This is a genomic window from Novosphingobium sp. FG137 (genome assembly GCF_057809735.1).
The window spans coordinates 426605-451900 of record NZ_JBMDKN010000003.1; the positions used below are offsets into that span (position 1 = coordinate 426605).

22 protein-coding genes are annotated in these 25296 nt (G+C 66.5%); 14 read left to right on the top strand and 8 right to left on the bottom strand.

Translation table 11 applies throughout. The annotated features are described in order from the left end of the window. Window positions 1–6: 6 nt before the first annotated feature. A complete protein-coding gene (locus ACODS2_RS11525; RefSeq protein WP_488998928.1) occupies window positions 7–1452 on the bottom strand; it encodes a helicase HerA domain-containing protein in 1446 nt (481 codons plus the stop codon). 144 nt (window positions 1453–1596) lie between these two features. Here ACODS2_RS11525 and ACODS2_RS11530 point away from each other — a divergent pair, with 144 nt between their 5' ends. The 3 genes from ACODS2_RS11530 to ACODS2_RS11540 all read left to right on the top strand — a co-directional run bounded on the left by ACODS2_RS11530 (window position 1597) and on the right by ACODS2_RS11540 (window position 5386). Beyond that, entirely contained in the window at window positions 1597–3168 is a 1572-nt protein-coding gene (locus tag ACODS2_RS11530) for an AMP-binding protein (RefSeq protein WP_488998929.1), read from the top strand. Between the two features lie 87 nt (window positions 3169–3255). Beyond that, window positions 3256–3660: an MAPEG family protein gene (locus tag ACODS2_RS11535; protein WP_298170314.1), complete on the top strand. Its 405-nt coding sequence runs from the start codon at window positions 3256–3258 to the stop codon at window positions 3658–3660. Window positions 3661–3664: 4 nt separating this feature from the next. Beyond that, the gene (locus tag ACODS2_RS11540) at window positions 3665–5386 is read left to right on the top strand and encodes an N-acyl-D-amino-acid deacylase family protein (RefSeq protein WP_488998930.1); all 1722 of its coding nucleotides are present in this window, start codon (window positions 3665–3667) and stop codon (window positions 5384–5386) included. Window positions 5387–5389: 3 nt separating this feature from the next. Here the strand turns inward: ACODS2_RS11540 and ACODS2_RS11545 are convergent, their stop codons facing one another. Next, window positions 5390–6178 carry an SDR family oxidoreductase gene (locus ACODS2_RS11545; protein ID WP_488998931.1) on the bottom strand — a complete coding sequence of 263 codons (789 nt, stop codon included), beginning with the start codon at window positions 6176–6178 and terminating at the stop codon, window positions 5390–5392. Between the two features lie 147 nt (window positions 6179–6325). Here ACODS2_RS11545 and ACODS2_RS11550 point away from each other — a divergent pair, with 147 nt between their 5' ends. Further along, entirely contained in the window at window positions 6326–7186 is an 861-nt protein-coding gene (locus ACODS2_RS11550) for an enoyl-CoA hydratase (RefSeq protein WP_488998932.1), read from the top strand. On the opposite strand, the gene ACODS2_RS11555 is transcribed toward ACODS2_RS11550, so the two are convergent. Genes ACODS2_RS11555 through ACODS2_RS11565 form a run of 3 tightly spaced genes read right to left on the bottom strand, consistent with a single transcriptional unit; the run spans window position 7183 to window position 11722 of the window. Then, on the bottom strand, window positions 7183–9357 hold the full coding sequence (locus tag ACODS2_RS11555; protein ID WP_488998933.1) for a GH92 family glycosyl hydrolase: 2175 nt from the start codon (window positions 9355–9357) through the stop codon (window positions 7183–7185). The two genes, ACODS2_RS11550 and ACODS2_RS11555, sit on opposite strands and share 4 nt — an antisense overlap. Then, the gene (locus tag ACODS2_RS11560; protein ID WP_488998934.1) at window positions 9354–10916 is read right to left on the bottom strand and encodes an alpha-amylase family glycosyl hydrolase; all 1563 of its coding nucleotides are present in this window, start codon (window positions 10914–10916) and stop codon (window positions 9354–9356) included. The genes ACODS2_RS11555 and ACODS2_RS11560 overlap by 4 nt, the downstream gene beginning before the upstream one ends. Then, window positions 10913–11722: a phytanoyl-CoA dioxygenase family protein gene (locus tag ACODS2_RS11565; RefSeq protein WP_488998935.1), complete on the bottom strand. Its 810-nt coding sequence runs from the start codon at window positions 11720–11722 to the stop codon at window positions 10913–10915. Before ACODS2_RS11565 ends, ACODS2_RS11560 begins: the two co-directional genes overlap by 4 nt. 132 nt (window positions 11723–11854) lie before the next feature. On the opposite strand from ACODS2_RS11565, the gene ACODS2_RS11570 reads away from it, so the two are divergent. Continuing rightward, window positions 11855–12700, top strand: a complete 846-nt coding sequence (locus tag ACODS2_RS11570; protein WP_488998936.1) for a helix-turn-helix transcriptional regulator — start codon at window positions 11855–11857, stop codon at window positions 12698–12700. A 91-nt stretch (window positions 12701–12791) separates the two neighbouring features. Beyond that, window positions 12792–13469 (top strand): TetR/AcrR family transcriptional regulator, encoded by a 678-nt coding sequence (locus tag ACODS2_RS11575; protein ID WP_488998937.1) that lies wholly within the window; start codon window positions 12792–12794, stop codon window positions 13467–13469. Between the two features lie 8 nt (window positions 13470–13477). Here ACODS2_RS11575 and ACODS2_RS11580 read toward each other — a convergent pair whose 3' ends face one another. The 3 genes from ACODS2_RS11580 to ACODS2_RS11590 all read right to left on the bottom strand — a co-directional run bounded on the left by ACODS2_RS11580 (window position 13478) and on the right by ACODS2_RS11590 (window position 17034). Further along, entirely contained in the window at window positions 13478–13831 is a 354-nt protein-coding gene (locus tag ACODS2_RS11580; RefSeq protein WP_488998938.1) for an EthD domain-containing protein, read from the bottom strand. Between the two features lie 84 nt (window positions 13832–13915). Further along, window positions 13916–15511: an amino acid ABC transporter ATP-binding/permease protein gene (locus ACODS2_RS11585; RefSeq protein WP_488998939.1), complete on the bottom strand. Its 1596-nt coding sequence runs from the start codon at window positions 15509–15511 to the stop codon at window positions 13916–13918. Continuing rightward, the gene (locus ACODS2_RS11590; protein WP_488998940.1) at window positions 15508–17034 is read right to left on the bottom strand and encodes an ATP-binding cassette domain-containing protein; all 1527 of its coding nucleotides are present in this window, start codon (window positions 17032–17034) and stop codon (window positions 15508–15510) included. The genes ACODS2_RS11585 and ACODS2_RS11590 overlap by 4 nt, the downstream gene beginning before the upstream one ends. Window positions 17035–17118: 84 nt before the next feature. On the opposite strand from ACODS2_RS11590, the gene ACODS2_RS11595 reads away from it, so the two are divergent. The 8 genes from ACODS2_RS11595 to ACODS2_RS11630 all read left to right on the top strand — a co-directional run bounded on the left by ACODS2_RS11595 (window position 17119) and on the right by ACODS2_RS11630 (window position 25248). Beyond that, window positions 17119–18708 (top strand): cytochrome ubiquinol oxidase subunit I, encoded by a 1590-nt coding sequence (locus tag ACODS2_RS11595; protein WP_488998941.1) that lies wholly within the window; start codon window positions 17119–17121, stop codon window positions 18706–18708. 12 nt (window positions 18709–18720) lie between these two features. Continuing rightward, entirely contained in the window at window positions 18721–19869 is a 1149-nt protein-coding gene (gene cydB / locus ACODS2_RS11600) for a cytochrome d ubiquinol oxidase subunit II (RefSeq protein ID WP_488998942.1), read from the top strand. Between the two features lie 14 nt (window positions 19870–19883). Continuing rightward, window positions 19884–20000 carry a cytochrome bd-I oxidase subunit CydX gene (cydX, locus tag ACODS2_RS11605; protein WP_298170350.1) on the top strand — a complete coding sequence of 39 codons (117 nt, stop codon included), beginning with the start codon at window positions 19884–19886 and terminating at the stop codon, window positions 19998–20000. Between the two features lie 27 nt (window positions 20001–20027). Further along, complete coding sequence (locus ACODS2_RS11610; protein ID WP_488998943.1) at window positions 20028–20825, top strand: SDR family oxidoreductase; 798 nt, start codon at window positions 20028–20030, stop codon at window positions 20823–20825. Further along, entirely contained in the window at window positions 20825–21808 is a 984-nt protein-coding gene (locus ACODS2_RS11615) for an NADPH:quinone reductase (RefSeq protein ID WP_488998944.1), read from the top strand. The genes ACODS2_RS11610 and ACODS2_RS11615 overlap by 1 nt, the downstream gene beginning before the upstream one ends. Window positions 21809–21903: 95 nt before the next feature. Next, window positions 21904–23283: a peptide MFS transporter gene (locus ACODS2_RS11620; protein WP_488998945.1), complete on the top strand. Its 1380-nt coding sequence runs from the start codon at window positions 21904–21906 to the stop codon at window positions 23281–23283. Then, a complete protein-coding gene (locus ACODS2_RS11625; protein ID WP_488998946.1) occupies window positions 23283–24023 on the top strand; it encodes an aldolase in 741 nt (246 codons plus the stop codon). Before ACODS2_RS11620 ends, ACODS2_RS11625 begins: the two co-directional genes overlap by 1 nt. Then, a complete protein-coding gene (locus tag ACODS2_RS11630) occupies window positions 24013–25248 on the top strand; it encodes an MFS transporter (RefSeq protein WP_488998947.1) in 1236 nt (411 codons plus the stop codon). The genes ACODS2_RS11625 and ACODS2_RS11630 overlap by 11 nt, the downstream gene beginning before the upstream one ends. Window positions 25249–25296: the final 48 nt, after the last annotated feature.

The window sequence follows — 25296 nt, forward strand, 5'->3', positions numbered from 1 at the left end:
GGGGGCTCAGGGCTCAGTGGGTGAAGTCGTCCAGCCCAGCGCGGGGATCGTGATCGAGCGGCGGCCCGAAAGGTCGGTGCGCGCCACGATGATGTCGCGCTCTTCCATGTAGCTCAGCACCCGCCGCGCGCGCCCGAGCGAGCTGGTGCCATAGACCAGCGCCAGTTCCTGATCGCTGGGGCAAGGGCGGCCCTCGCTGGCGGCGCGCGCGATGAGGAGGAAGGCGCCCAGCATGTCATCCGGCACGCGGCGGCCGGCTTCGAGCGCTGGCGCCCATTCGTCCTCCAGTCCTTCGAAAATGCCGGCGCGGGCGGCAGCCAGACGGCGGGTGAAGCCGGCGAGATCGAGCGGGGCCTGCCGCAGGCCGTGCATCCGGCAGCGAACCTGAAAGTCCTGAAACAGCACCGCGGTCGTCTTGCCGGTCGCTTCCTCGTCCGATCCGATCGCGCGCAGGGCGGCGACCATGACCGGTTCGGGTTCGACCGGTTCGAGCGGCTCTTCGGCGACCGGCGCAATCGGCATGCGCGCCAGTTCTTCGAGCACGAGCGTGGCCGGCTGGGGGCGCGGTGTCGGGGCGGGCGGGGGGAGGGGCGCTTCGTCGAGCCCTGCCAGCAGGAATTCGCGCATGTCGGGCGCGGGTGCATCGGGCAGCGGCACCAGCACCGGGCTGCTGCTGCGCGCAGATGTCTCGACCGGGCCGATCCGCAGCATCACCGGACGCCGCGCGATGGCGGGGCCAAGGCCGAGGAAGGTGCCGCGCGCCAGATCGCGGATGGATTCGGCCTGCCGCCGCTCCATGCCTAGCAGATCGGCTGCGCGTGCCATGTCGATATCGAGGAACGTGCGGCCCATCAGGAAGTTACTCGCCTCCGCCGCCACGTTCTTGGAAAGCTTGGCGAGGCGCTGCGTGGCGATGATCCCGGCAAGCCCGCGTTTGCGCCCGCGCGACATGAGGTTGGTCATCGCGCCCAGTGAAGCGCGGCGGACCTCCTCGCTGACTTCCGCGCCGGCGGCAGGGGCAAAGATCTGCGCTTCATCAACCACCACGAGCGCGGGAAACCAGTGCTCGCGCGGGGCGTCGAAGAGGCCGGAGAGGAACGCGGCGGCGCAGCGCATCTGCCCTTCCATCTCCAGCCCTTCAAGGCTGAGGACCACGGAAGTGCGGTGCTCCCGGCAGCGCCGCGCAAAGTGCGCGATCTCGCCAATGGAATAGTCGATCGCCTCTACCGAGACATGGCCATAGGGGCCGGACAGCGTGACGAAATCGCCCTCGGGATCGATGATGACCTGCTGGACCTGCCCGGCACTCTTCTCCAGCAAGCGGCGCAGCAGATGCGACTTGCCCGAGCCGGAATTGCCCTGGACGAGCAGGCGGGTCGCCAGCAGCTCCTCCAGATCGACCAGTGCCGCACCCCCGGCACCATCGAATCCCATGTCTACCTTGAGTGTCATCACGCGCCGCATGGCCCGTTTGCGCCGCGCGGGGCAATACCCGTAAGCAGGCTTAGGCGGTGATAACGGCGCGCTGCCACATTGAACAGCTCCTGCCGTGGCAGCGAAGCTCGTAGAGCAAGGCGAAAGAGGGAGATTCGCGGCGTGAACAAGTCGGTCAGTCTGGGGCAGGCCCTGCGGCACGCGGTGCACATGCGCGGCGATGGCGTGGCTGTCATCGATGGCGCCAGATCGTTCACATGGAATGCCTTTGCGGACCGCGTCGCGCGGCTTGCGGGGGCGTTTGCCGTGCTTGGTCTCAAGCCGGGCGGCCGTGTCGTACTGCTCTCGCTTAACAGCCACCATTCGCTGGAATGCTTCTTCGCTGCGATCCACGCGGGCGGGGCGATCACTCCGCTCAACCACCGTCTGGCGTTGGGTGAACTGTGCGATCAGGTGGCGGACTGCAAGCCGGATGTGATCGTGCTGGGCACCGATTTCTGCGACCTTGGCGGCGATCTGCTGGCGGCGGCGGGCGGCGCGGTGCCGCTTCTCCACGCGGGAGAGGGCGATGCGCCCGCCGGAATGCGCAGCCTTGAAGGCCTTATCGAGGAAACCGCACCCCTGCCCGATCAGGGGCGCGGCGGCGATGATCTTGCCGTCCTGATGTACACCAGCGGCACCACGAGCGCGGCGAAGGGCGTCATGCTGAGCCACGCCAATTTTGTCGCCAATACCGCGAACACCTACGGCGAACTCGGTTTCGGACCCGATATCGTCCATCTGCATCACGGCCCGCTGTTCCATGTCGCAGCCGCGGCCCGGGTGTTCTCGGTGACCCACGCGGCGGGCACCCACGTGTTGCTGCCGCGCTTTGTCGCGGGTGAAGTCATAGCGGCGATCGAGTGGACGGGCGTCACCCACGCCACATTCGTGCCGACAATGCTGCGCGCGATGCTCGACGATCCGGCGCTGATCGAAGCCGATCTCAGCTCGCTGCGCGTGCTTTCCTACGGGTCTGCACCAATGCCCGAAGCGCTGCTCAGGGAAATCATGGCGGCGCTGCCCAATGTCGGCTTTCTTCAGTCCTACGGCATGACCGAACTTTCGCCGGTGGTGACCATCCTCGATTGCTACGACCATCTGCCCGAGCGGTGGGCAAGCGGCCGCCTGCGGTCGGCGGGAAGGCCTGTGATGTTCGCCGAAGTGGGCATCGTCAATGCGCAGGACCGTCTGCTTCCGGCCGGGGAAGCCGGCGAGATCGTCGCGCGCGGGCCGAACGTCATGCTCGGCTACTGGAACCGGCCCGACCTCACCGCAGAGGCACTGCGTGGCGGCTGGATGCACACCGGTGACATCGGCTACTTCGACGATGAGGGCTATCTCTTCGTGATCGACCGGCTGAAGGACATGATCATTTCCGGGGGCGAGAACGTCTACTCGCTCGAGGTCGAGAACGCGCTGTCCGCGCACCCGGCGGTTTCGCAATGTGCCGTATTCGGCCGCCCGCACGAACACTGGGGTGAGGCGGTTCATGCCGTCGCGACCCTGAAGGCGGGCATGGCGGCGACGGAGCGCGAGCTTATCGACCACTGCCGGAACATCCTTGCGCACTACAAATGCCCGCGCACACTGGAGATCCGCGACCAGCCGATGCCGCTGAGCGGCGCGAACAAGATTTCAAAGGCCGCGCTGAAGGAAGAACTGCGGGCCCGCGAGAATGCAGGGAAGGTTTGACCAGATTGGTGCCAAAAGTGCGAGTTGCCGCCGGGTCCCCGCTGCGTCAGCCTCTATCCAAAGCACAAGGGAAGAGGCGCGCGCACTGTGATCGATCCATACGTCTATGTCGTGATCGTCAGCGCGCTGGCGCTGCTGGCCTACTATTTCACGCTGCTGATGGCGGGGCTGGCGCGCGGGCGGTTCAAGATTGCGGTGCCCTCGCATAGCGGCCCCGAGGAGTACGAGCGCTACGTCCGCGCGCATCAGAACACGCTGGAGCATCTTGTGCTGTTCCTGCCCGGCATGTGGCTCTTCGCCTATGTGGTGAGCCCGTATTGGGCCGCCGGGATCGGCGCGATCTGGCCCTTCATGCGGGTACTTTATGCGCGCGGCTATCATCAGGCGGCCGAGAAGCGGCTGATCCCGCTCTATATCTCGATGCCGCCGATCTACACGTTCGTGCTCGGCTCGCTGATCGGCGGGATCGTGCGCGTGGTTCAGGGAGGATAAGCCCATGCAGGCCGATTATGACATCGTGATCCGGGGCAGCACGATCGCCGACGGCAGCGGCGGCGACCTGATCGAGGGCGATCTCGCCATCGCGGGCGGGCGCATCGCCGCCATCGGCGCGTTCAGCGGACGCGGCGCAGAGGAAATCGACGCCAAAGGCCGGATCGTCACCCCCGGCTTCATCGACGTCCACACGCATTACGACGGCCAGTGCATCTGGGCCGAAGAGCTCTCGCCTTCCTCCGCGCATGGGGTGACAGCTGCGGTGATGGGCAATTGCGGCGTCGGCTTCGCGCCCTGCCGCAAGGCCGATCACGAGATGCTGATCAACGTGATGGAAGGCGTCGAGGATATCCCCGGCGTGGTGATGACCGAGGGGCTTGCGTGGGACTGGGAGACGTTCCCGGAGTATCTCGACAAAGTTGCGGCCGGAAAGCGCGATATCGATATCGCCGCGTACCTGCCGCACTCGCCCCTGCGCGTCTATGCGATGGGCGAGCGCGGTGCGGCGCGCGAACCGGCGACCGAGGCGGACCTTGCACTGATGCGGCACCTGACGGCCGAGGCGATGCGCGCGGGCGCGATCGGCTTTGCCACTTCGCGTCTCTCGATCCACAAAACCGCCGATGGCGGCGCGATCCCCACGTTCGATGCCGATATTGCCGAACTGGAAGCGATCACGCGCGGCATGGGGGATGTGGGGGCCGGCACGTTCCAGGTCGTACTCGATGCCTTTGTCGGGTGGGACAAGGAATACCGCGTGATCGAGCGGGTGATTGCCGCCAGCGGACGGCCCGCCACGTTCACGCTCGCCTCCGGCAACGATGCGCCGCCGCGCTGGCGGCGGGTGCTCGAAAAGCTGGAGGCGACCAATGCGGCGGGCGGAGTGGCCCACGCTCAGGTCATGCCGCGTCCGATCGGCCTGATCGCGGGGCTGGAGCTCACAGTGCATCCCTTCGTGCTCTGCCCGAGCTGGTCGAAGATCGCGCACCTTTCGATTCCCGAACAAGTCGCCGCGATGCGCGATCCGGCCCTGCGCGAGGCCTTGCTGAGCGAGGATTTCGCGCCCGGCCACCCGTTCAACGCGCTGGCGCGCAGCTGGCGCTGGCTGTTCCCGCTCGATAATCCGCCGGACTATGCCCCGCCCGCGCACATGAGCATGGCAGGGCAGGCCGCCGCGCGCGGCTGCACGCCGCAGGAGATCGCCTACGACCGGCTTCTGGAAACGAACGGGCGCGGCCTGTTCCTGGCCGCACTGGGCAATTACGAGAACGCGACGCTGGACAGCGCGCACGAGATGCTGCGCCATCCCTATTGCGTTCCCGGCCTCGGCGATGGCGGCGCGCATTACGGCGCGATCTGCGATGCGAGCTATTCGACCTACCTGCTCACCCAGTTCGTGAAAGGCGCGGGGCCGCTCAAGCTGGAACTGGCCGATGCCGTCCACATGCTCACCCGCAAGGCGGCGCGGGCGGTCGGGCTTGATGATCGCGGCCTACTGAAGGTGGGCGCGCGGGCCGATCTGAACGTGATCGACCTCGACGGCCTCTCGCTGCATCTGCCCGAAGTCGTGCGCGATCTGCCTGCCGGCGGACGCCGCCTGCACCAACGCGCGAGCGGCTACGAAGCGACCATCGTGGCCGGTGAGGTTATCCGGCGCTTCGACCAATCGACCGGCGCGCGGCCGGGCAAGCTGATCCGCGGGGCGGGGTACGCACTGAATTAGCGCCTAGAAGATCGACGTCCCCATCCCGCCATCGACGACCAGCGACTGGCCGGTGAGGAAGCTCGACTGCGCGCTGCACAGCATGGCCACCAGCGCGCCCAGGTCTTCGGCATCGCCGAAGCGACCGGCGGGAATGCGCACCGCTTTCACGAAAGACGCGACTTCCTCGTCATAAGTGCGCCCGTTTGCCGCCACGCGCGGGCCCATCATTTCCTCGATCCCGGGCGTGTGGTGCATCCCCGGCAGCACGGAATTGACCGTCACCTTGAAGCGGGCGAGCTCCTTGGAAATCGCATGGCAATAGTTGGCCAGCGCCGCGCGCGGCGGGCCTGAAAGCACGCGCATTGCCGCCGGATACTTCGCCGCCCCGGTGCTGATGTTGACGATCCGGCCCCAGCGCCGCTCGACCATCGGCACTGAAACCGCCTTGATGTAGTCAATCGGGCTGAGCAGCGCGGTCGCGACGGAGCGTTCGAATTCCTCGCGGGAGACGTCGCGGAAATCGCCGGTGAAGGGCGGCGGGGCGCAAGTCGCGACGAGGATATCGGGATCGGGGCAGGCGGCAAGGATCGCGGCGCGGCCCTCGTCGCTGGCGTGGTCTGCCGCGATCCCGTGCACCTTACCGCCAGTCTCGGCGGCAATGGCGGCGCAAGTTGCCTCTAGCCGATCCTTGCCGCGCGCCGAAATGAACACCTCCACGCCTTCGCGCGCCAAAGCCAGCGCGGCGCCGCGCCCCATCCCGGCGCTGCCGCCGTTGACCAGTGCCTTGCGGCCCGCAATTCCCAGATCCATCGTCAAATCCCCAACCGTTCGCTGCGAGGCATCCTGCCTCATGACACCTGCGTAAACTGGCGAATATGCGGGCGGACAGGCCCGCGCCGCCAGTGCATTACCGTGTCAAATGCGCCGCCGCAGGGGCAACAGGAAGGGATAACTATCATGCGTGACATGCCGGCATTCGAGGACATCCGCTATGACAGGCCCGCAGACCGCGTTGCCCGGATCACGCTGGCCCGGCCCGACAAGCACAACGCGCAGTCGCTGCGCATGCTCTACGAAATCAATGACGCGCTCGATATCGCGATGGACGATGACGAAGTGAACGTCGTGATCTTCGCGGCGGACGGCAAGAACTTCTCCTCCGGGCATGACCTTGGCGACCGCGACCGCATCGGTGATCTGCGTCCGCCTATCCTCGGCTTTGGCGGCTATCGCAGTCCGGGGCCGCAGGGCCACATGTCGCGCGAGCAGGAAATCTACCTCGGCTTCTGCTGGCGCTGGCGCAACTTGCCCAAGCCGATCATCGTGTCTGTGCAGGGCAAAGCGATCGCGGGCGGGCTCATGCTGATCTGGCCGTTCGACCTGATCATCGCAGCCGACGATGTGGAATTCTCCGATCCGGTGGTGGCATTCGGCATGAACGGGCACGAATTCTTCGTCCACGCGTTCGAACTTGGCCACCGCAAGGCCAAGCAGATGCTGTTCACGGGCGAGCCGATCGGCGCGGCGGAGGCCAAGACGCTTGGCATGGTCAACGAAGTTGTGCCCCGCGCCGAACTTGAGAGCTTCACGCTCAAGATGGCCGAAAAGATCGCCTCGCGCCCGGCCATCGGGCTCAAGACTGCCAAGATGAGCGTCAACCAGTCGATGGACGCACAGGGCATGTGGAACGCGATCCAGTCCGCGTTCAACCTCCATCAGTTCGGCCATGCCAACAACTTTGCGCTCTATGACCAGCTTGTCGATCCGCAGGGTCTGGAGATCATCAAGCGCGAGGCGCGGGCCAGCCGGAAGGACTAGAGATCGAAATCCAGTCGCCCGCCGGTTGCCAGTTTGCGATGCGGGATGCGGGTGGGCGGCAATGGCTGCCCATCGAGGCGCAGCGCTCGCAGCCTGTCGCCCTTGCCCCGGCTTTCGATCACGAGCGGACGGCGGCCGGGAACGGTGATGGTTGCGCGGCGCACCAGCGGCACCCCGGCGACATAGGTGCCGCTCGAAGGATCCACCGGATAGAACCCGAGGGCGGCGAACACATACCACGCGCTCATCTGTCCGGCGTCTTCGTTGCCCATGATCCCGGCCGGGACATCGCGATAGAAATCGTGCGCGATCCGCGCGATCAGGCGGTGGCCGGTCTCCGGGCTGTCGGTGAAGGCATAGAGCCAGGCGATGTGGTGGCTCGGCTCGTTACCGTGCGCATATTGGCCGATCATCGCTTCCTGGCCGAGGTATTCGGCGCCTTTGGTGGCGGTGAGGCCGAAGAAAAAGCGGTCAAGCATGGTCTTGAGTCCAGCCTTGCCGCCCCACGCCTCGATCAAGCCGCGCGTATCATGCAGCGCCGGCGTCCACGTGTATTGCCAGGCGTTGGCTTCGGTGTAATCGCCCGGATTGTTGAGCGGCGATGTGGGCGCAAGTGGGTCAAACGGCGTGCGCCAGTGGCCCTTGCTGTCGCGCCCGCGGGCAAGGCGCGTTTCGGGATCGATCAACTGGCGCCAGCCAGCCGCGCGTGCATCGAAGCGGTGGGCGAGGGCGGTCTCGCCCAGCATGGCTGCCATGCGCGCGGTCGCCGCATCGCCAATCCCGGCTTCGAGCGAGCGCGAAACCGCCTCGCCGCCGACGAGATCGAAGGGGTAGTAGCCGTAGCGGTCGTAGATCGACCAGACCGAGAGGGAATCGTCGCCCGGATAGAGCGGTTTGGCATCGCGCGTGGAGGTCGCCACCATGGCCGCGAGCGCGCGTTTGCCATCGAACCCGCGAAAGCCCTTGGCCCAGGCATCGGCGATCACGGGCAGCGCCGGTTCGCCGATCATCGTGCCCGTCTCGCCGCCCCAGATCGGCCATTTCGGTAGCCGCCCAGCTGCATCGCAGTGATCGAGCAGCGTATTCACAAAATCGTCGACGCGCTCGGGCACCAGCAGCGTGTAGAGCGGATTGGCCGCGCGGAAGCTGTCCCACAGCGAGAGCGTCGAATAGCGCAGGCCCTTTGCCACTTGCCGCAGCTTGCCATCCGGACCGCGCCAGCGGCCATCAACGTCGCTGACGACCGAGGGATGCAGGAACAGATGGTAGAGCGCGGTTGCCAGGATGCGCTGTTGCTGCGCGGGTGCATCGATGCGTACCCGGTCGAGCAGGGCGCTCCATTCGCTGCGGCTCTCAGTGGCGATAGCGTCGAAGTCCCACCCGCCGCGCTCGTCACGATTGCGCCGTGCGCCGGTCCGGTCGGTCGTCGAAAGCCCGATGCGCACCAGAAGGGTGGCGTCCTCGCCCAGATCGAAGCCCAGCAGATAGCGCGGCGCGGCGTCTCCGGCGCGCGGCGGCAGGGTTCCGACCTCGGCAATGGGCCGGTTGAACTGGGCCGACCACGCCACGTGCCGGGTGGTCCAGTTCTGCCGCAGGGCCTCGCCTTCAAAGCCATCGGCGCTGAAGGTGTTGGCGACCGACTGCACCGGCTGACGGTCCGTCCTGAAGGTAAGGCCGTGCTGCAGATCGACCAGCACCCACACCCGGCCGCTGCGCGCAAAGCGGTAGCGGTGGAAGGCGCTGCGCAAGCTGGAGGTCAGTTCCACCCGCACGCCGTTGTCCGCCAGCGTCACCGCATAGTAGCCCGGTCGTGCCACTTCGCTGGCCTTGGCATAGGTGCTGGCCAGGTCTTCGCGCCGATCAAGGCAGGGTTGCAGCAGGACATCGCCGAGTTCGGGAATGCCCGTCCCGCTCGCGCGGTTCTGTGAAAAGCCGAGAAGGCGCGGGGCGCGGTACTGATAGCCGGAGGTATACTCCCAGCCTGAGGCGGCGTTGTCAGGTCCGGGCTGGATCATGCCGAAGGGGCGGCTCGGGCCGGGGAAGGTGTGCCCGGTGCCGTCCGTACCGATGAAGGGATCGACAAGGCCCGCGCGGTCCTCCGCTGCCCGGCCCACGAGTGGCCATGCCCCCGCCGCTGCGGTCAGCGCCAGCATCTGGCGGCGATCGATCACGGCGCCGTGGTCCAGACAGTCGCCGAATAGGGCGGCGCGGCGAGGCGGCCTGCGTCGTTCCGCCGCGCCTCGCCATAGCGCCGCACCGCACCGCTTGGCAGCGGCAGGCTGGCGCTTTCGTCCGCACCGCCGAAATTGAACAGCACCAGCGCCTTGCCCGCTTTTGCCCGCCGCTCGATCAACACGAGGTTCTTCTCCTGCGCCACAACCCGCGTCTCGCCATGCCCCAGCGCCGGCCAGCGCGCCCGCAAGGCTGCCAGCTTCCGGTAGGTTTCGAGCAGCGAGCCCGGCCGCCCGGCCTGCTCCGCCACCGAGACCCCGTCGCCCGGACCGTTGCTGTCGGGCGTGTGATAGGCCTCGGGGTATTGCCGATACCAGGCCGCATTCTCCGCCGCCATCGGATCGGGCACCCAGCGGAAGGCCTGCCGCAGCGGAATGTCGCGCGCGTCGGCGTTGGCGGGCTGGTCTCCCTTGGCGGCATAGTCATCGGTCTGCGTGCCCGACATGCCGATTTCCTGCCCGTAGTAGAGGCTCGGCACCCACCCCGTGAGCAGGGTGATCGCTGCGCCCAGCCGAAGGATCTCTGCCCGCCGCGCCGCGCCATGGGCAAAGCGCGGCGTGTCGTGGTTCTCAACGAACACGAGCTGGCTCCGCCCCGCCGGAACGGCCGTGTTCGATCCTGCAATGGCTGCCGCGAACCCCGCCGCATCGAGCTTGCCTGCCGCGTGCCAGATCGGGAACGCGAAGACCCGGTCGACCTTGCCCCTGGCAAAGAACGCGGCGCCGTCGCCCCAATCGGCCTGCTCGGCAATGATCGTCAGCTTCGGATTGAGGCCGTGCAGCTTGGTGATGATCGGCGCCCAGAAACCGGCCAGGAGGTCTTTCAACACGCCCGCGTTGTCGAGATCGTCCATCATGTGGTCGATGCGAAAGCCGTCCACCCCGTCGGAAGGATCGCCATCGCCATCAGGATCGGCCCAGCGGGCAAGGTAGCGCGCGAAGTAGCTCTGAACTTCGGGCTCGGCGAGATTGACGGTGAACACCTGCCGCTTCTGGCCCGGCCAGACGATGAAATCGTTGGTTCCCAGCAAGGTCGGCACTGGCGTGGTGTTCGTGCCGTCGCGATAGAGCAGGAACTTGCCGTAAGCGCTCTCAGGGTGCCCGGCAGAAGCGGTGCGCCATTCATGCCGGTCTGAAACGTACTGGATTTCCTCGTCCAGCACGATCTTCATCCCCCGCGCATGGGCATCGCGCACCAGCGCCGCGAAATCCGCCATGGTGCCGAATTCGGGATCGATCCCCTCGAAATCGTCAGCAAAGTAGTTGTGGTAGAATTGCGAGGGATAGAGCGGCGTCAGCATCACCGTCGTCACCCCTAGCCGCTGCAGATAATCGAGCCGCTGGCGGATGCCGATGAGATCGCCCTGCCGGTCGCCATTGCTGTCGGCAAAGCTGCGCACAAAGATGTGGTAGACCATCTCGGGCGGCGGTGAGACAGGCCGTGCCTCGGCCGGAGTGGCAAGGGCCAGCAGGGCCGCGAGAGCGATGCCCCACTTCATCGTGCAAGTCCGCCATCGAACAGCACCGGATTGAGCGGTGAGGCCGCACGATCTCCCGGTGCGAGCCCCGGCAGCCACCGCGCCAGATCGGTCTGCTGCATGGCATTGACCGGCTCGGCCACGATCATTTCTGCATCGACGTAGATCATCGTCATAACCGAACGCGGCTGCTCGCTGAGGTTTGGCCCGGCGCGGTGGAAGGTCCAGCCGCCGTGGAAACTGACATCGCCCAGCGCATAGGCCGCGCGGTCGATCGGGTGCCCCTGCGCTTCCATTTCGGCAGTGATCCGCGCCTCGCTTTCGTCCGAAATCGGGAGATTGCGGCCGAGCTCGCTGTGATGGCTCCCGGAATAGAACTCCAGCGGCCCCATCTCTGGCGGCACGGGCTGGAGCGGGATCCACGCGGTGATTGCCCGGTCGTTGGCGAGCGGCCAGTAATACTGGTCGGCATGCGCCGGGGTGATCCCGCCGGAGGGCTCCTTGTAAAGCGACTGGTCGTGATAGAGCCGCACGCCCTTCACGCCCATCAGCTGCGCCGCCACACCGGCCAGCCGCTGCCCGAACACGAAGCGGCGCGCCAGCTCGGACGAGCGCCACAGGTTCATCACCTGCAGAAAAGCCTGATCATAGGTCTCGCGCTCTTCGAGCGGCTTGTCCTGCGTGTTGAGCGCGAGCGTCAGCTGGGTGATTTCTTCGCCGTAGTGCCCCAGCGTCTCCGCATCGAGCAGGCCCGGCAGGCGCACGAAGCCCTCGCGCGCGTAGCGCTCGATCAGGTCGTGCGGGACAGCGTAGGGCAGATCGAGCATGGCAGGCGCGCTTTCCGTCTTGCAGGGGGGCGGTCCGGCACTGGACCGCTTGCCAGACTATACCTGTAGCGTTTCCTCCCACCATCCGGCACGATTGCGACAATTCCGGCGATAAGCTATCAATATCTTGTCATGCTGCCCGCACTGTCCGAACCTGTCGCCCTCCCGCCCGGACGTTCGGTTCGCCTTGAGCGGGTTCACCAGCCACGCGGCGCGCCCGTGCCCGACCGGTTCCTCCATTTCCACGGCCCCGCCGAACTCGTGTTCCTTGAGCAAGGCAGCGGCAGCTTCATCAGCGAAGCGGGCGAATGGCCGTTCTCGCCGGGCTCGGTCCTCTATGCCCCCGGCATGGCGATCCACGACTTTGCTTTTGCGCCCGGCGAACGCTGCTGGACGCTTGTTCAGTTCGATCCGCTCGCCGTCGATCCCGGTCTCCCCGCGCTCCCGCAAGTCGCCTGCGCGGCCAAACCCGGTTCGCTTGGCGCGCAGCGCATGGCGCTGCTGCTGGACTGGCTTGCGGGCAGCCTCGCGGACGATACCCCTGAAGCGCAGGTGCGCGTGATCCTAGAGGCCCTTGTGCTTGCGCTGAAGGACGCGTTCGGGTCGCATGGCGGGCGAGGCACCGGGCCAACGGCTGCCCTGTCCCCCTTTCGCCCGCTGCTCCAGCATTGGGAACGCTTTCCCGAAAAGCCTCTTGGGCTAACCCAAGCCGCTTTGCTCTGCGCGCTCTCGCCTTCCTACTTCTCGCGCCGGTTCACCAGCACCTTTGGCAGCGGGTTCGTCACCTACCAGACGCGACTGCGCCTCCAGCAAGCCGCGCGGATGCTCGCAACCGGAGACCTGCCAGTCTCGCAGATCGGCTATCGCACCGGCTTCCAGTCACACGCGTACTTCTCGCAGTGCTATCGTGCCGTTTTCGGCGTGAGCCCATCCACGCACCGCAAGATGCTGCTGGCTGGCAGGAGATCGAACGAGTAGGATTGCCCGGAGTACGGGGTTTTTCGACATGTGAGCCCAGGGCAGGATGGGGATCGGGGCAAGCGGGCGCAAACGGGGCAGGGGCAGGCCAGTGACCGGATCGACGACAAAGACGCGCGTTCTCGATGCTTTGCTGCCCGGGGGCCGCAGCGCGGAACCGGCGCGCTGGCAGCAGCAGAAGAGCGCGCGAACGAGGCTGCGCATTGTCGAGGCGGCGATCGATTGCCTTGTCGAAGAGGGCTACTCCGGGCTCACCACGCAGGATGTGGTGGAGCGCACCGGCGTCTCGCGCGGGGCGATGCATCACCATTTTCCCACCCGCATGGACCTTGTCGGCGCTGTCGTCGAACACGTGTTCTTCGAACGCATGCGCCTGTTTCTCGAAGATTATCTTACGAAGATGCAGCATGCCTCGGAAAGCGAGCGGCTGGAGATCGCCACGGCCGCCCACTGGCGCAGCGTGCAGACCCGCGAATACTCCGCCTACCTCGAACTCGCCGTCGCCGCGCGCACGGACGTGGAACTCGATCAGTTCTTCGGCCCCGTCGCGCGTCGGTACGATGAGGTGTGGATTACCGAGATGATCGAGGCCTTCCCGCACTGGCGCGATCAGTGGGAACAGATGAAGCTGGCCAGCGACTTTGTGAACGTGCTGCACATGGGCCTGCTTCTGCAGCAGCCAGTATTCGGTGAAGCGCGTACGCGGCGGACCCAGCGACTTTCGAACGAAGTGCTGCGTCAGGTCTACGCAGGCATTCTGGTGGTCTGAAGCGCCGCTCAGCCCGGCATAGCGGAACGGTGCTGCTCCACCCGGTAGACGCGCATGCGCGGCCGGTCGAACAGGCGCTCCTCGTCCTCGGTTATCTCGCGCCGTGTCTCGGGCTCGGCCAGCGCGGCAAAACATGCGGCCATCGCCGCCTCGTCGGCAAATTCGATCTCCATCGCCACGTCGAAGTCGTACTCGATGTCGCTGCCATCCATTGGGTTAAGGTGCTTGCGTTCATAGCGGATCGCCCAGGGGCCCAGCACCTTCTCACCGATCAGGCGATGGTGTGTCTCGTAATAGGCGATGAAATCAGCCTTGCTCATGTCGGGGCGACGCTTGAGCAGAGTGAGGACGGTGACTGTCATGTGGGCCTCCCCTTCGATGGGGGCAGTCTATCCGATCGGCGGCACTGGTGCGGCTGGCGAATAGGTTAGGCCGGCGGCGCCGGGCTATCCGGCTGCGGGGGCAACCCGCTCGACCGGAACCTGAACCTGCGCCAATGCCAGCGGCGCCGGGCGGTGCGAGGCGATCAGCAGGCCGGCTCCCCTTGCATCCAGCCAGGCACGGAGCGCTGCGACAAGGGCGGCTTCGGTCGCGGAATCGAGGCCCTCGGTCGGCTCGTCGAGCAGCAGCCAGGGCCGATCCGCCAGCAGTGCGCGTGCCAGCGAGAGGCGTTTGCGCTCACCGCCAGAGAGAATGCCGCCATCCTCGCCCAGCATGGTATCGAGGCCCTGCGGCATGCGCTGGATCCGCTCCCACAGTTGCGCGGTGCGCAGCGCCTGTTCCATGGCCGCCGTGTCGATCCCCGGCCGCGCGAGGCGCAGGTTGTCGGCAACCGTGCCGGCGATCAGCATCGGCTCCTGCGGCGCAAGCGCGATCTGCTGGCGGATGGCCGCACCCGGCAGCGCCGCCAGTGCAGTGCCGCCAAGGGTGAGGCTGTGTGCAGGAGCGCGCAGCCCCGCCAGTGCCTCGATCACCTGCGTCTTGCCCGATCCCGATGCCCCGGTCAGCGCAATGCGGCTGCCCGGCGCGAAGTCCGCCGTGCCAAGGCCCAGCGTGGCAGGCGCTGCGGCGACGGTCGGCTCGCTCTGCGGTGCAGGCAGGGCGAGCAGCACCCGCAGCCGTTCCGTGCCTTCGGCGACGGCGGCTTCCCGCGCGCTGGAGCGGGCAATGGCGGCCACCGCCTCGATACTCGCTGTTGCCGCCAGCATGGCGAGGGCGGTCAGCGGCGGCGAGGCTGCGCTGGAAAGTAGCGTCGCGGCGGCGGCCACTGCGCTGGCGAAAATGAGCAACCCGCTGCTCGCCGCCTCGATCCGGGCCAGCTTGCGCTGCGCATCATCGAGCCGGTCGGCCTCGGCGACCAGCAGGGCGGTGACGCGGTCTGCCAGCCCGTACGTGATGATCTCGTTGCGCGCTCCGGCGTAGTCTACCAGCATGCGCCGCAGCCGCGCGGTCGCCTCTGCCGCTTCGGCGGCCGGCGCGGCGCTCAGGCGGGGCGGCAACGCGGCGAGCGCGGTGAGCAAGAGTGCCAGGACGGCCACGAGCAGCAGCGCCGCGAGCCATCCTGCCAGCGCCACGGCGCCCAATCCGATCAGCATCGTGCCGAAGGCCGCCGGAATGCCGGGCCGCCGCACGACAAGATCTTCCAGCGCTGCGATATCGCCGATCAGCCGCGCGCTCGCATCCCCGCTGGCGAGGTCCGGTGCGCTGCGGCCTTCGGCATGGGCGAGCCGGGCAAACAGAGTGCTGCGCAGGCCCGCCAGCGCATGGAGCGCGGCCTCGTGGCTCCACAGCCGCTCGCCATAGCGCGCGGCGGTGCGCACCACTGCCAATCCGCGGATCGCGGCGCTGGGGATCAGGTAGTTGAAGCCCGCGATGGCCATCGCGCCGCTTGCCCCCGCGAGCGCGGCAGCGGTGAGGAACCAGCCCGAAAGCGCCAGCAGCACAAGGCCGCCGACCCCGGCTGCGAGCGCCGCCACAAAGCCGAGCACGATGCGGCTCCTGACGCGCGGCGGGAGCGGAAGGGGAAAGCGCACCGTGATCACAGCGCGATCACCTGATCGGCGGCGGCGGCAAGGCGCTCGTCATGCGTGGCGACAATCACCGCACGCTTCTGCGCTTCTGCCACCAGCAGCGCGATGATGCGTTCGGCGCTGGCCGTATCGAGGTCCGCCGTCGGCTCGTCGGCAAGCAGCAGCGCGCGGTCTGCGATCAGCGCGCGGGCAAGGCCGAGCCGCCGCCGCTCGCCGCCCGAAAGCCAAGCGCCGTGGTGATCGATCGCGGTGGCAAGGCCATCCGCCCGGCGCGCGAGCAGGGCATCCAGCCCGACCGCGCGCGCGGCTTCCGCTACGTCCGTTGCGGCAGCATCGGGCCGGCCGAGCCGCAGGTTGTCGTCCAGCGTCGTTGGCAGCAGCAGTGGCACTTGCCCGGCCCATGCGATGGCCTCTGCCGGCAGGGTTGCGAGCATGCCCTCGCTAGGCGCGACTTGCCCGGCAATCGCGCCGAGGAGGCTGGTCTTGCCGCTGCCAGTCGGCCCGGTCACGCAGACAAGGCCGCGCGCACCAAGTTCGAAGCTGATCGGGCCGATGCGGTTGCCGGGCCAGGCGACGACCACGTCGCGTAGCGCGACTTGGCTGGATGCGGCGGGGCGGGGCACGGGTTCGGAAACCTCCTCCAGCGCCTTCTCGGCTGCTTCGCCCAGTTGCTTCTCGTGGTACGCGGCAGCGAGGCGGCGCATCGGCAGGTAGAATTCGGGCGCCATCACCAGCACGAAGAACGCCGCGCGGTAATCGAGCTGTTCGGGCGGGGTGAACGGCAGCAGGCCGAGCAGGCTGAACCCGCAATAGACCGCAACCAAAGCCACGCTCAGCGCGGCGAAGAATTCGAGCACCGCGCTTGAAAGGAACGCCGCGCGCAGGACCGCGATCGTGCGCTCCGCCACATCCTGCGCGGCGCCGCCAGCCTGGCGTGCGATGCGGTCTTCCGCGGCGAAATGCCGGATGATCGGCAGGTGCCGGATGCGGTCGACATAGAGCGCGGACAGTGCAGTGATTGCCGCCATCTGCCGGTCCGCCGCCTGCCGCGCGGCGCCGCCGGCGAGGACCATGCCGATCACGAAGGGGATCAGCGTGAGAAACAGGATCAGCGCGGCCACCCGGCTCTGCAACGCGACCACGAGAACGACAAGCACGGGGGCAAGCGTGGCGGACTTGCGGACTGGATTGAACCGCGCGGCCCGCGCCTGTTCGGCGGCGACATGGTCGATCCCCAGCGTCGCGGTAGCGCCGAGCGCAGGCGCAGAGGGGCCCGCGATTGCGAGCAGGCGGGGAAACAGCTCTCCGCGCCGCAGGCGGGCCAGCGCGCGGCCTGCATCGAATCCGATGACCTGCGCGCCGTACTGGCTGGCAAGCCGCAGCAGGCCGCCGAGCAGCATGAGCGCGGCACCGGCGGCGATGCCCGACGTGCCTTGCAACTGCGCTTCGAGCGCACTTGCCGCGCCCCATGCGAAGACGCTCGCCCCGATGATATCGGATGTCCAGGCGAAGCCTGCCGCTTTGGCTATCCTCATGATTTGGATTCGTTTATTTGGATGAAGGCGGCAGCCACAGACTCGGGATCGCTGCCATGCCGCAGCCGCGAAAGGGCACATGCGATGGATATGGCAGTGGTGGAACTATCCCGGCTGCAGTTCGCATTGACCGCGCTGTACCATTTCCTGTTCGTGCCGCTCACGCTCGGCTTGTCGTTCATTCTGGTCATCATGGAAAGTGTCTATGTGATGACCGACCGCCCGATCTGGCGGGATATCACCCGTTTCTGGAGCAAGCTGTTCGGGATCAACTTCGTTCTCGGCGTGGCGACGGGCCTTACCATGGAGTTCGAGTTCGGCACCAACTGGTCCTACTATTCGCACTATGTGGGCGACATTTTCGGCGCGCCGCTGGCGATCGAGGGGCTGATGGCCTTCTTCCTCGAGGCGACCTTCGTGGGGCTGATGTTCTTCGGCTGGGACAAGCTGAGCGCTCGCCAGCACCTTTTCACCACCTTCATGGTCGCACTCGGCTCGAACCTTTCGGCACTGTGGATTCTCATCGCCAATGGCTGGATGCAGCACCCGGTGGGCGCCGAATTCAATCCGGTCACGATGCGCATGGAAGTGACGAACTTCTATGACGTGGTCTTCAATCCCGTCGCGCAGGCCAAGTTCGTTCACACGGTGAGCGCGGGCTATGTTACGGCGAGCATGTTCGTGCTGGGTGTCTCCGCCTGGTATCTCCTCAAGGGACGGCACCTGGAACTCGCCAAGCGCAGCTTTGCGGTGGCGGCCGCGTTCGGGCTTGCTTCGGCGCTGTCGGTCGTCGTGCTGGGGGACGAGAGCGGCTATACGCTGACCGACAACCAGAAGATGAAGCTCGCGGCGGTCGAGGCGGAATGGCACACCGAGCCGGCACCGGCGGGCATCGCCGTCTTCGGGCTGCCTTCGAACACCGGGCGCGAGACACTATTCGAGATCAAGATCCCCTATGTGCTCGGCATTATCGGCACGCGCAGCCTGACCGGGCAGGTCGAGGGCATCTACCCGCTGGTTGCGCATGCGCGCACGCGCATTGAGCACGGCCTGATTGCTTATGACGCGGTGGAAAAGCTCAAGACCAACCCCAAGGACCTTGCTGCGCGCGCGCAGTTCGAAAGCGCAAAAGAAGATCTCGGCTATGCCTTGCTGCTGAAGCGCTTTGTCGCCGATCCGCGCAAAGCGGACCGTGGGGCGCTCGACAAGGCGGCGTGGTCGACCGTGCCTAACGTGCCCGCGCTGTTCTGGCTGTTTCGCGGCATGGCGGGGCTCGGGTTCCTGTTCATCGGGTTCTTTGCGACCGCGCTGGTGCTTGCCAATACCCGCCGCTTCGATGCGAAGTGGTTCTTGCGTGCGGCGGTCGTGATGATCCCGCTGCCGTGGATCGCCATCGAACTGGGCTGGATGGTGGCCGAGATCGGACGCCAGCCCTGGGCGGTTGATGGTGTGCTGCCGACCTTCCTCGGCGCTTCCAGCCTGACCACCGGGCAGATCTGGACGACGATCGCGGGCTTCACCCTGCTTTACAGCGTGCTGGCCGTGATCGAGGTCAGGCTCATGCTCGCAGCGATCCGCAAGGGGCCGGAGGGATACACGCCGTGGCAGCCCCGCCGCGATCCGGTGCCCCCGCCCGGGGCGCCGAGCCCCTATCACAGCGTTCCGGCCGAATGAAGGAGAGCCGCGATGGCGCTGCCGCTTGATTACGAGACACTGCGGCTGATCTGGTGGGTGCTGATCGGGGTGCTGCTGATCGGCTTTGCCCTGACCGACGGATTCGATCTTGGCGCGATGGCGCTGCTGCCGTTCGTTGCGCGCAACGATCTTGAGCGGCGGATGGTGATCAATACTGTCAGCGCGACGTGGGAAGGCAACCAGGTGTGGTTCATTCTCGGCGGCGGAGCGATCTTCGCGGCCTGGCCTTATGTCTATGCGGTGAGTTTCTCGGGATTCTACCTCGCCATGTTTCTCGTGCTGGCGGCGCTGATCTTGCGACCGGTGGGCTTCAAGTACCGCTCCAAGCATTCCGATCCGGCGTGGCGCGCACGGTGGGATTGGGCGCTGTTCACCGGCGGGCTGGTGCCTGCGCTCGTCTTCGGTGTGGCGGTGGGCAACGTGCTGCTGGGCGCGCCGTTCCGGCTCGATAGCGACCTGCGCTCGTTCTACGAGGGCTCGCTGCTGGGCCTGTTCACGCCGTTCAGCCTGCTTGCCGGGCTGCTTTCGGTGGCGATGCTGGTGATGCACGGCGCGGGCTGGCTGGCGATGAAGCTGGAGCCCGGGCCGGTGCAGTTCCGCGCGCGGCGGTATGGCGCGGTGGCGGCCGGTGCGGCGTTCGTGCTGTTTGCGGCAGGCGGCGCCTATGTCGCCTGGGGCGGCCTTGGCTTCCGTGTTGCAGATATGGTCGATACGGGTGGGCCATCCAATCCGCATCTGGCCCGCGCGGTGGCGGCGCCGGGCGGGTGGCTTGCCAACTTTGCGGAGCATCACTGGATGATGGCCGCACCGGTTCTCGGCCTTTTCGGTCCGTTCGTCGCGCTGGCCGGGCTGCGCATGCGGCGCGATGCCTTGGCTTTTTGCGGGTCGTCGCTCGCAGTCATGGGCATAATCGCCACTGTCGGCCTTTCGATGTTCCCGTTCATCCTTCCCAGTTCCATCGACCCCGCATCCAGCCTCACGGTGTGGAACGCTTCATCGAGCCACCTCACGCTGTTCATCATGCTGGTGGTGGTGCTCGTCTTCCTGCCGATCGTGCTGGCCTATACCACCTGGGCCTACCGCGTGATGTTCGGCCGCGTGGGTGCCGAGGAAGTCCGCCTCAATCCCGATATGTACTGATAGGAACAAGCCGCATGTGGTATTTCGCCTGGATCCTCGGCCTTGGCCTTGCCGTAAGCGTCGCAATCCTCAATGGCATCTGGCACGAGTTCCATTCGGACCCGGCCGGTGACAGGACCGTGCAGGACTGAACTGCGGGCGAGACGGGGGTAGGGGTGATGAAGCGGCGCATTGCCGTCATTTCGGCTGCGGCGAGCGGCATCGGCCTTGCCATAGCCGAAACGCTCTGTGCCGATGGCTGGCTGGTCTATGCGGGGGATCAGGATGCGGCAGCGGTTGCGGCGCTTGGTCCCGAGCATGATGGCCTTGCCGCGATGGTCTGCGATGTCAGCGATGCCGCATCGGTCGAGCGGTTCTACGCGTGGGTGGAAGGCGATCTGCTGGTGCGCGGGGCTGCGGGGATCGATCTTCTGGTCAACAACGCCGGGATTGCCGGGCCAACGGCACGGTTCGAGGACCAGCCGGTCGACGCGTGGAACGCCACCATCGGCGTCAACCTCAATGGCATGTTCCTGATGACGCGCCGCGCGATTCCACTGCTGCGCCAGCGCGCGCCGGGCTCCGCCATCATTACCATGAGTTCGACTGCGGGCCTGTTCGGCTGCCCGCTGCGGGGGCCTTATGTGGCCAGCAAGTGGGCGCTGATCGGGCTGACCAAGACGCTCGCGATGGAACTCGGCCCCGAAGGCATCCGCGTCAACGCGATCTGCCCCGGCAGCGTGGAGGGCCCCCGCATCGACCGCGTGATAGCCGCCGATGCAGCAGAGCGCGGCCTGACAATCGCCGAGGTCGAGCACGAGTACAAGCGGCAGACCTCGCTGCGCACTTTCGCCACGCGCGAGGACGTGACCGCGATGGTGCAGTATCTGATCTCGCCCGCTGGGGCGCGGATTTCCGGCCAGGCGATCGCAATCGACGGCCATACCGAAAGCCTGTCGCTGGATATGGAGGCCTGATGCGCGCTGTCTGGTACGAGAGAACGGGGCCTGCTGCCGCAGTATTGCGGTTGGGCGATATCGAGACGCCGCAGCCGGGGCCGGGCGAAGTGCGGGTGCGACTGCATGCCTCGGGCGTCAATCCGTCCGATGTGAAATCGCGCTCCGGCGTGCGGGGGCCGATCGCCTTCCCGCGCGTCATTCCCCATTCCGATGGCGCGGGTGAGATCGAGGCTGTCGGAGAGGGTGTATCGGCGGCGCGGATCGGGACGCGCGTCTGGGTGTGGAATGCGGCTTATCGGCGGCCCTTTGGCACTTGCGCCGAGTTCGTTTGCCTTCCGGAAGGGCAGGCCGTTCCCTTGCCCCAGGGCACGAGCTTCGAGGCAGGCGCATGCCTTGGCATTCCGGGATCGACCGCATGCCATGCCGTGTTCGCCGATGGTGACGTCACCGGGCAGACCGTGCTGGTGACGGGCGGCGCGGGCGCGGTGGGGCACTATGCCATCCAGCTTGCCCGCTGGGGCGGCGCGCGCGTGATCGCGACGGTCAGCGGGCCCGAAAAGGCGGCGGCGGCCGCAGCGGCGGGCGCGCATGCGGTGATCAACTACCGCGACGGCGATGTCGCGGCGGCGATCCTTGCCGCCAACGCGGGGCGTCCGGTCGACCGCGTGGTCGAAGTGGAGTTCGGCGGCAATCTGCCAGTGACCTCGGCGGTGATCGGTGATGGCGGAGTGATCGCGGCTTATGGCTCGATGGCCGATGCCGAGCCGAAGCTGCCGTTCTATCCGCTGATGTTCCGCCATGTGACGCTGCGGATGCTGCTGGTCTATCTGCTTTCCGCGAAGGAGCGGGCGGCGACCGTCGCGAGATTGACCGCCGCGCTGGAAGCTGGCGCGTTGCAGCACGCGCTTGCGGCCACATTCGATCTCACCGAAAGCGCCAGAGCGCACGAGGCGGTCGAATCCGGTCGGCTGATCGGGAACAGCGTGATCACGATTGGCTGAGTTTCGCGATTGACGGATGGGCAGCCTTTCGCCCATCCCCTACACGATCGCACGCACGAACCGATGCGTGCGAAAGCCGGGGGTGAGACAGGATAATGGCGGCCGAAGAGCAGCAGTTCGAACAATTCGCCGGCCATCCCAAGGGTGTCTACTACCTCGCCTTCACCGAAATGTGGGAGCGCTTCTCGTTCTACGGGATGTCCGCGCTGCTGACGCTCTACATGGTGAAGGAGTTGCTGCCCCTCCATGCCGACAAGGTGCTCGGGCTTGCCGCACTGCGCCATGGGCTCAGTTTCAACGGGCCGATGAGCGATGTCGCCTTCGCCTCGATTATCTACGGCTGGTACGCGGGGCTGGTCTATTTCACGCCTATCATCGGCGGCTGGGTTGCCGACCGGGTGCTGGGCCCCAAGCGGACCGTGCTGCTCGGCGTGCTGCTGATGGCCGCCGGGCACGCGGCGATGTCGTTTTACGAGAGCTTCGTCTTCGCACTGCTGCTGCTGATACTCGGATCGGGCTTCCTGAAGGGCAATATCTCGGCGCAAGTCGGCACGCTCTACCCGCGCGAGGATGAATCGCGCCGCTCGCAGGGCTACACGATCTTCGCGACCGGCATCAACATCGGCGCGGCCAGCGGTCCGGTGACGACCGGCCTCGTTGCCGCGATCTGGGGCTTTCATGCCGGCTTCGCGGTGGCGGCAGTGCTCATGCTGGTGGCCATGGTCGGCTACATCCTCGGCCAGCGCCATCTGCCCGATTCCAAGCCGCCAAAATCGAACTCAGGGGCGACCGCGCGCGAGAAAGCACCGCCGCTCACGCCTGCCGAGCGCCGCCGCGTGGCGGTGCTGATTTTCGTTATCGCGCTGACCTTTCCCGCCGAGATCACCTATCCGATGGTGTGGAGCATCGGCATCCTGTGGGTCGACCAGTGGGTCAATCTTGCGACTCCGCTCGGCACCGTGCCTTCCAGCTGGTTTGCCGGCATGGATTCGTTCGGATCGATCTTGGCCGCGCCGATCCTCGTGGCGCTGTGGAGCTGGCAGGCCAAACGCGGTCAGGAACCGGCCAACGTGACCAAGCAGGGCATCGGCACGGCCATCGTTGCGTTTGCCGCGCTGCTCTTCGCGTTTTCCAACCTTGGCGTGACGCAGGAGCACGGCGTAGGTGCGTTCTGGGCGGTTGCGGGCTGGCTGATCATGGGGCTGGGCTGGATGTACTACTGGCCCACCACGATGGCGATTGTGAGCAAGGCGGCGCCTCCGCGGGTCGCCTCGACGCTGATGGGGGTTGCCTTCCTCTCACCCTTCGCCGCGCACGTGACAGCGGGGTGGGTCGGCAGTTACTTCGACACGATGAGCCCCTCCGCATTCTGGACCCTGGATGCCTCCATCGGTGTGGTCGGCGCGGCGGTGATCCTGCTTTTGCGCAAGCCACTGATTCGCGAGCTTGACGGCACGCCGGAGGCAAAAGCCTAATGGACGAGGCCGAGTGGCAGGCGCGGGTTGATCTTGCGGCGAGCCACCGGCTGGCGGTGCATTTCGGATACCACGAGGGCATCGACAACCACTTCACGCTGCTGGTGCCGGGCCACACCGACCGTTTTTTCCTCGCGCCATTCGGCCTGCACTGGTCGGAGATTCGGGCCTCCGATTTCCTCGTTGTGGATTTTGAGGGCAACAAGCTGGCGGGGAAGGGGCCGGTAGAGGATACCGCCTTCCACATCCACGCGCCGCTGCACGCGGCCCGTACCGATGTGCGCTGCGTGATGCACACGCATATGCCCTATGCGACAGCGCTCAGCCTGCTGGAAGAGCCCGAACTCCTGATGGCCAGCCAGAACGCGATCGGCTTTGCCGGGCTGCTGGCGGTTTGTGAATATGCGGGGCTGGCGCTGGACAGCGGCGAGGGCCGGCGCATGGCGGCGGCACTGGGGGACAAGGCGGTGCTGCTGCTGCGCAATCATGGCTTAGTGACGACAGGCAGCAGTGTCGCCGAAGCCTTCAACACGCTCTATTTCTTCGAGCGCGCGGCGATGACCCAGATTCTCGCGCAATCGAGCGGGCAGCGGCTACGGCTGGTGGGCGAACCGGTGGTGGGGGCCACGGTAGAGCAATATACCAGTTCCGCGCAGGTCGAAGGGCTGGACCGCATCGAGCTGCACTTCGCGGCGCTGAAGCGCATGCTGGACCGGCAGGGTTCAGACTATGCCCAGTGAGGCAGGCGCGCGCCGCATAACCGCACCACTGGTGCTCGTTGGCCTGATGGCGACGAGCCTGTTCATCAACTACATCGACCGCGGCAATCTTGCCACGGGCGCGACGCGGATCCGCGCCGACCTGAACCTCAGTGCGACCGCATATGGTGCGCTCGCGGCAGGGTTCTACTTTGCCTACGCCTTCTGCCAGCTGCCGGCCGGCGCTCTGTCAGATCGGCTCGGCGGCAAGCTGGTGCTGGGGCTGGGCGCATTGCTGTGGTCGGTTTCCACGCTGATGACGGGCTTCGTGCAAGGCTTTTACGGCCTGTTCGTGCTGCGCCTGATGCTGGGCATGGGCGAGAGCGTGGCCTTCACGACCACCTCCAAGATCATCGCCAGCAATGTGCCGAAGGCGCAGATGGGGCTGGCCAACGGGCTGATCGGCTTCGGCTACCTTGTCGGCCCGGCGGTGGGTACACTGCTAGGCGGGTTCATGATGGCCCGCTGGGGCTGGCGCGCCACGTTCCTGATTTTCGGCGCGGTCTCGCTGCTGTGGCTCATTCCGTGGAGTCGGGTGCGAATTCATGAGGCGAAACCGGCTGAAACGCCCGGCCAGCCGCGGGTGACCATGCGCCAGATCCTTTCGCGCCGGGCATTATGGGGCGCTTCGCTGGGGCACTTTGCGGGCAACTGGAACTGGTATTTCATCCTCGGTTACCTGCCGATGTACCTTGAGATGCAGCGCGGCTTTTCCAAGGAGCACATGGCGACGGTCGTCTCGAGCGCCTATCTCGTCAACGCGCTGGCCGCGCTCTTGGCGGGCTGGGCGTTCGACAAGCTGATCCAGCGTGGCTGGTCGCGCTCGTTCACGCTCAAGTTGCCGCTGGCGGCGGCGCATCTGGCGGGGCTTGGCTGCATGCTGGCCATGCCGTTCATGCCGATCGGGACCTGTATCGCGCTGCTGTTCGTCTACGAGATTTTCCTCGGGTTCTCGTCGCCCGCCTATTTCATGATCCCGCAGATCATGGGCGGCCCCGCTGCCGCTGCACGCTGGGTGGGTGTGCAGAACATGATGGGCAACATGCCCGGCATCATCGGCGTGTTCTTTGCGGGCGTGCTGATCGACGCAGGCGGCGGCTCTTACGGCACAGCGTTCCTGCTGGCGGGGCTGGTCAACGTGCTTGGCCTGATTGGCTGGCTGGCCATCCTGCCGCGCGTTGCTCCGGTCGATTGGGACGCGGCCTAGAGCAGATTCCGATCCGATTGCATCGGACCGGCTGCTCTAGGCATTTGT

Bases quoted from the DNA above. Each gene is read 5' to 3' on its own strand.
- ACODS2_RS11525 (WP_488998928.1), bottom strand. From the start codon at position 1,452: ATGACACTCAAGGTAGACATGGGATTCGATGGTGCCGGGGGTGCGGCA.
- ACODS2_RS11540 (WP_488998930.1), top strand. From the start codon at position 3,665: ATGCAGGCCGATTATGACATCGTGATCCGGGGCAGCACGATCGCCGAC.
- ACODS2_RS11545 (WP_488998931.1), bottom strand. From the start codon at position 6,178: ATGGATCTGGGAATTGCGGGCCGCAAGGCACTGGTCAACGGCGGCAGC.
- ACODS2_RS11550 (WP_488998932.1), top strand. From the start codon at position 6,326: ATGCGTGACATGCCGGCATTCGAGGACATCCGCTATGACAGGCCCGCA.
- ACODS2_RS11560 (WP_488998934.1), bottom strand. From the start codon at position 10,916: ATGAAGTGGGGCATCGCTCTCGCGGCCCTGCTGGCCCTTGCCACTCCG.
- ACODS2_RS11565 (WP_488998935.1), bottom strand. From the start codon at position 11,722: ATGCTCGATCTGCCCTACGCTGTCCCGCACGACCTGATCGAGCGCTAC.
- ACODS2_RS11570 (WP_488998936.1), top strand. From the start codon at position 11,855: ATGCTGCCCGCACTGTCCGAACCTGTCGCCCTCCCGCCCGGACGTTCG.
- ACODS2_RS11580 (WP_488998938.1), bottom strand. From the start codon at position 13,831: ATGACAGTCACCGTCCTCACTCTGCTCAAGCGTCGCCCCGACATGAGC.
- ACODS2_RS11590 (WP_488998940.1), bottom strand. From the start codon at position 17,034: ATGAGGATAGCCAAAGCGGCAGGCTTCGCCTGGACATCCGATATCATC.
- ACODS2_RS11595 (WP_488998941.1), top strand. From the start codon at position 17,119: ATGGATATGGCAGTGGTGGAACTATCCCGGCTGCAGTTCGCATTGACC.
- cydB (WP_488998942.1), top strand. From the start codon at position 18,721: ATGGCGCTGCCGCTTGATTACGAGACACTGCGGCTGATCTGGTGGGTG.
- cydX (WP_298170350.1), top strand. From the start codon at position 19,884: ATGTGGTATTTCGCCTGGATCCTCGGCCTTGGCCTTGCCGTAAGCGTC.
- ACODS2_RS11610 (WP_488998943.1), top strand. From the start codon at position 20,028: ATGAAGCGGCGCATTGCCGTCATTTCGGCTGCGGCGAGCGGCATCGGC.
- ACODS2_RS11615 (WP_488998944.1), top strand. From the start codon at position 20,825: ATGCGCGCTGTCTGGTACGAGAGAACGGGGCCTGCTGCCGCAGTATTG.
- ACODS2_RS11620 (WP_488998945.1), top strand. From the start codon at position 21,904: ATGGCGGCCGAAGAGCAGCAGTTCGAACAATTCGCCGGCCATCCCAAG.
- ACODS2_RS11625 (WP_488998946.1), top strand. From the start codon at position 23,283: ATGGACGAGGCCGAGTGGCAGGCGCGGGTTGATCTTGCGGCGAGCCAC.
- ACODS2_RS11630 (WP_488998947.1), top strand. From the start codon at position 24,013: ATGCCCAGTGAGGCAGGCGCGCGCCGCATAACCGCACCACTGGTGCTC.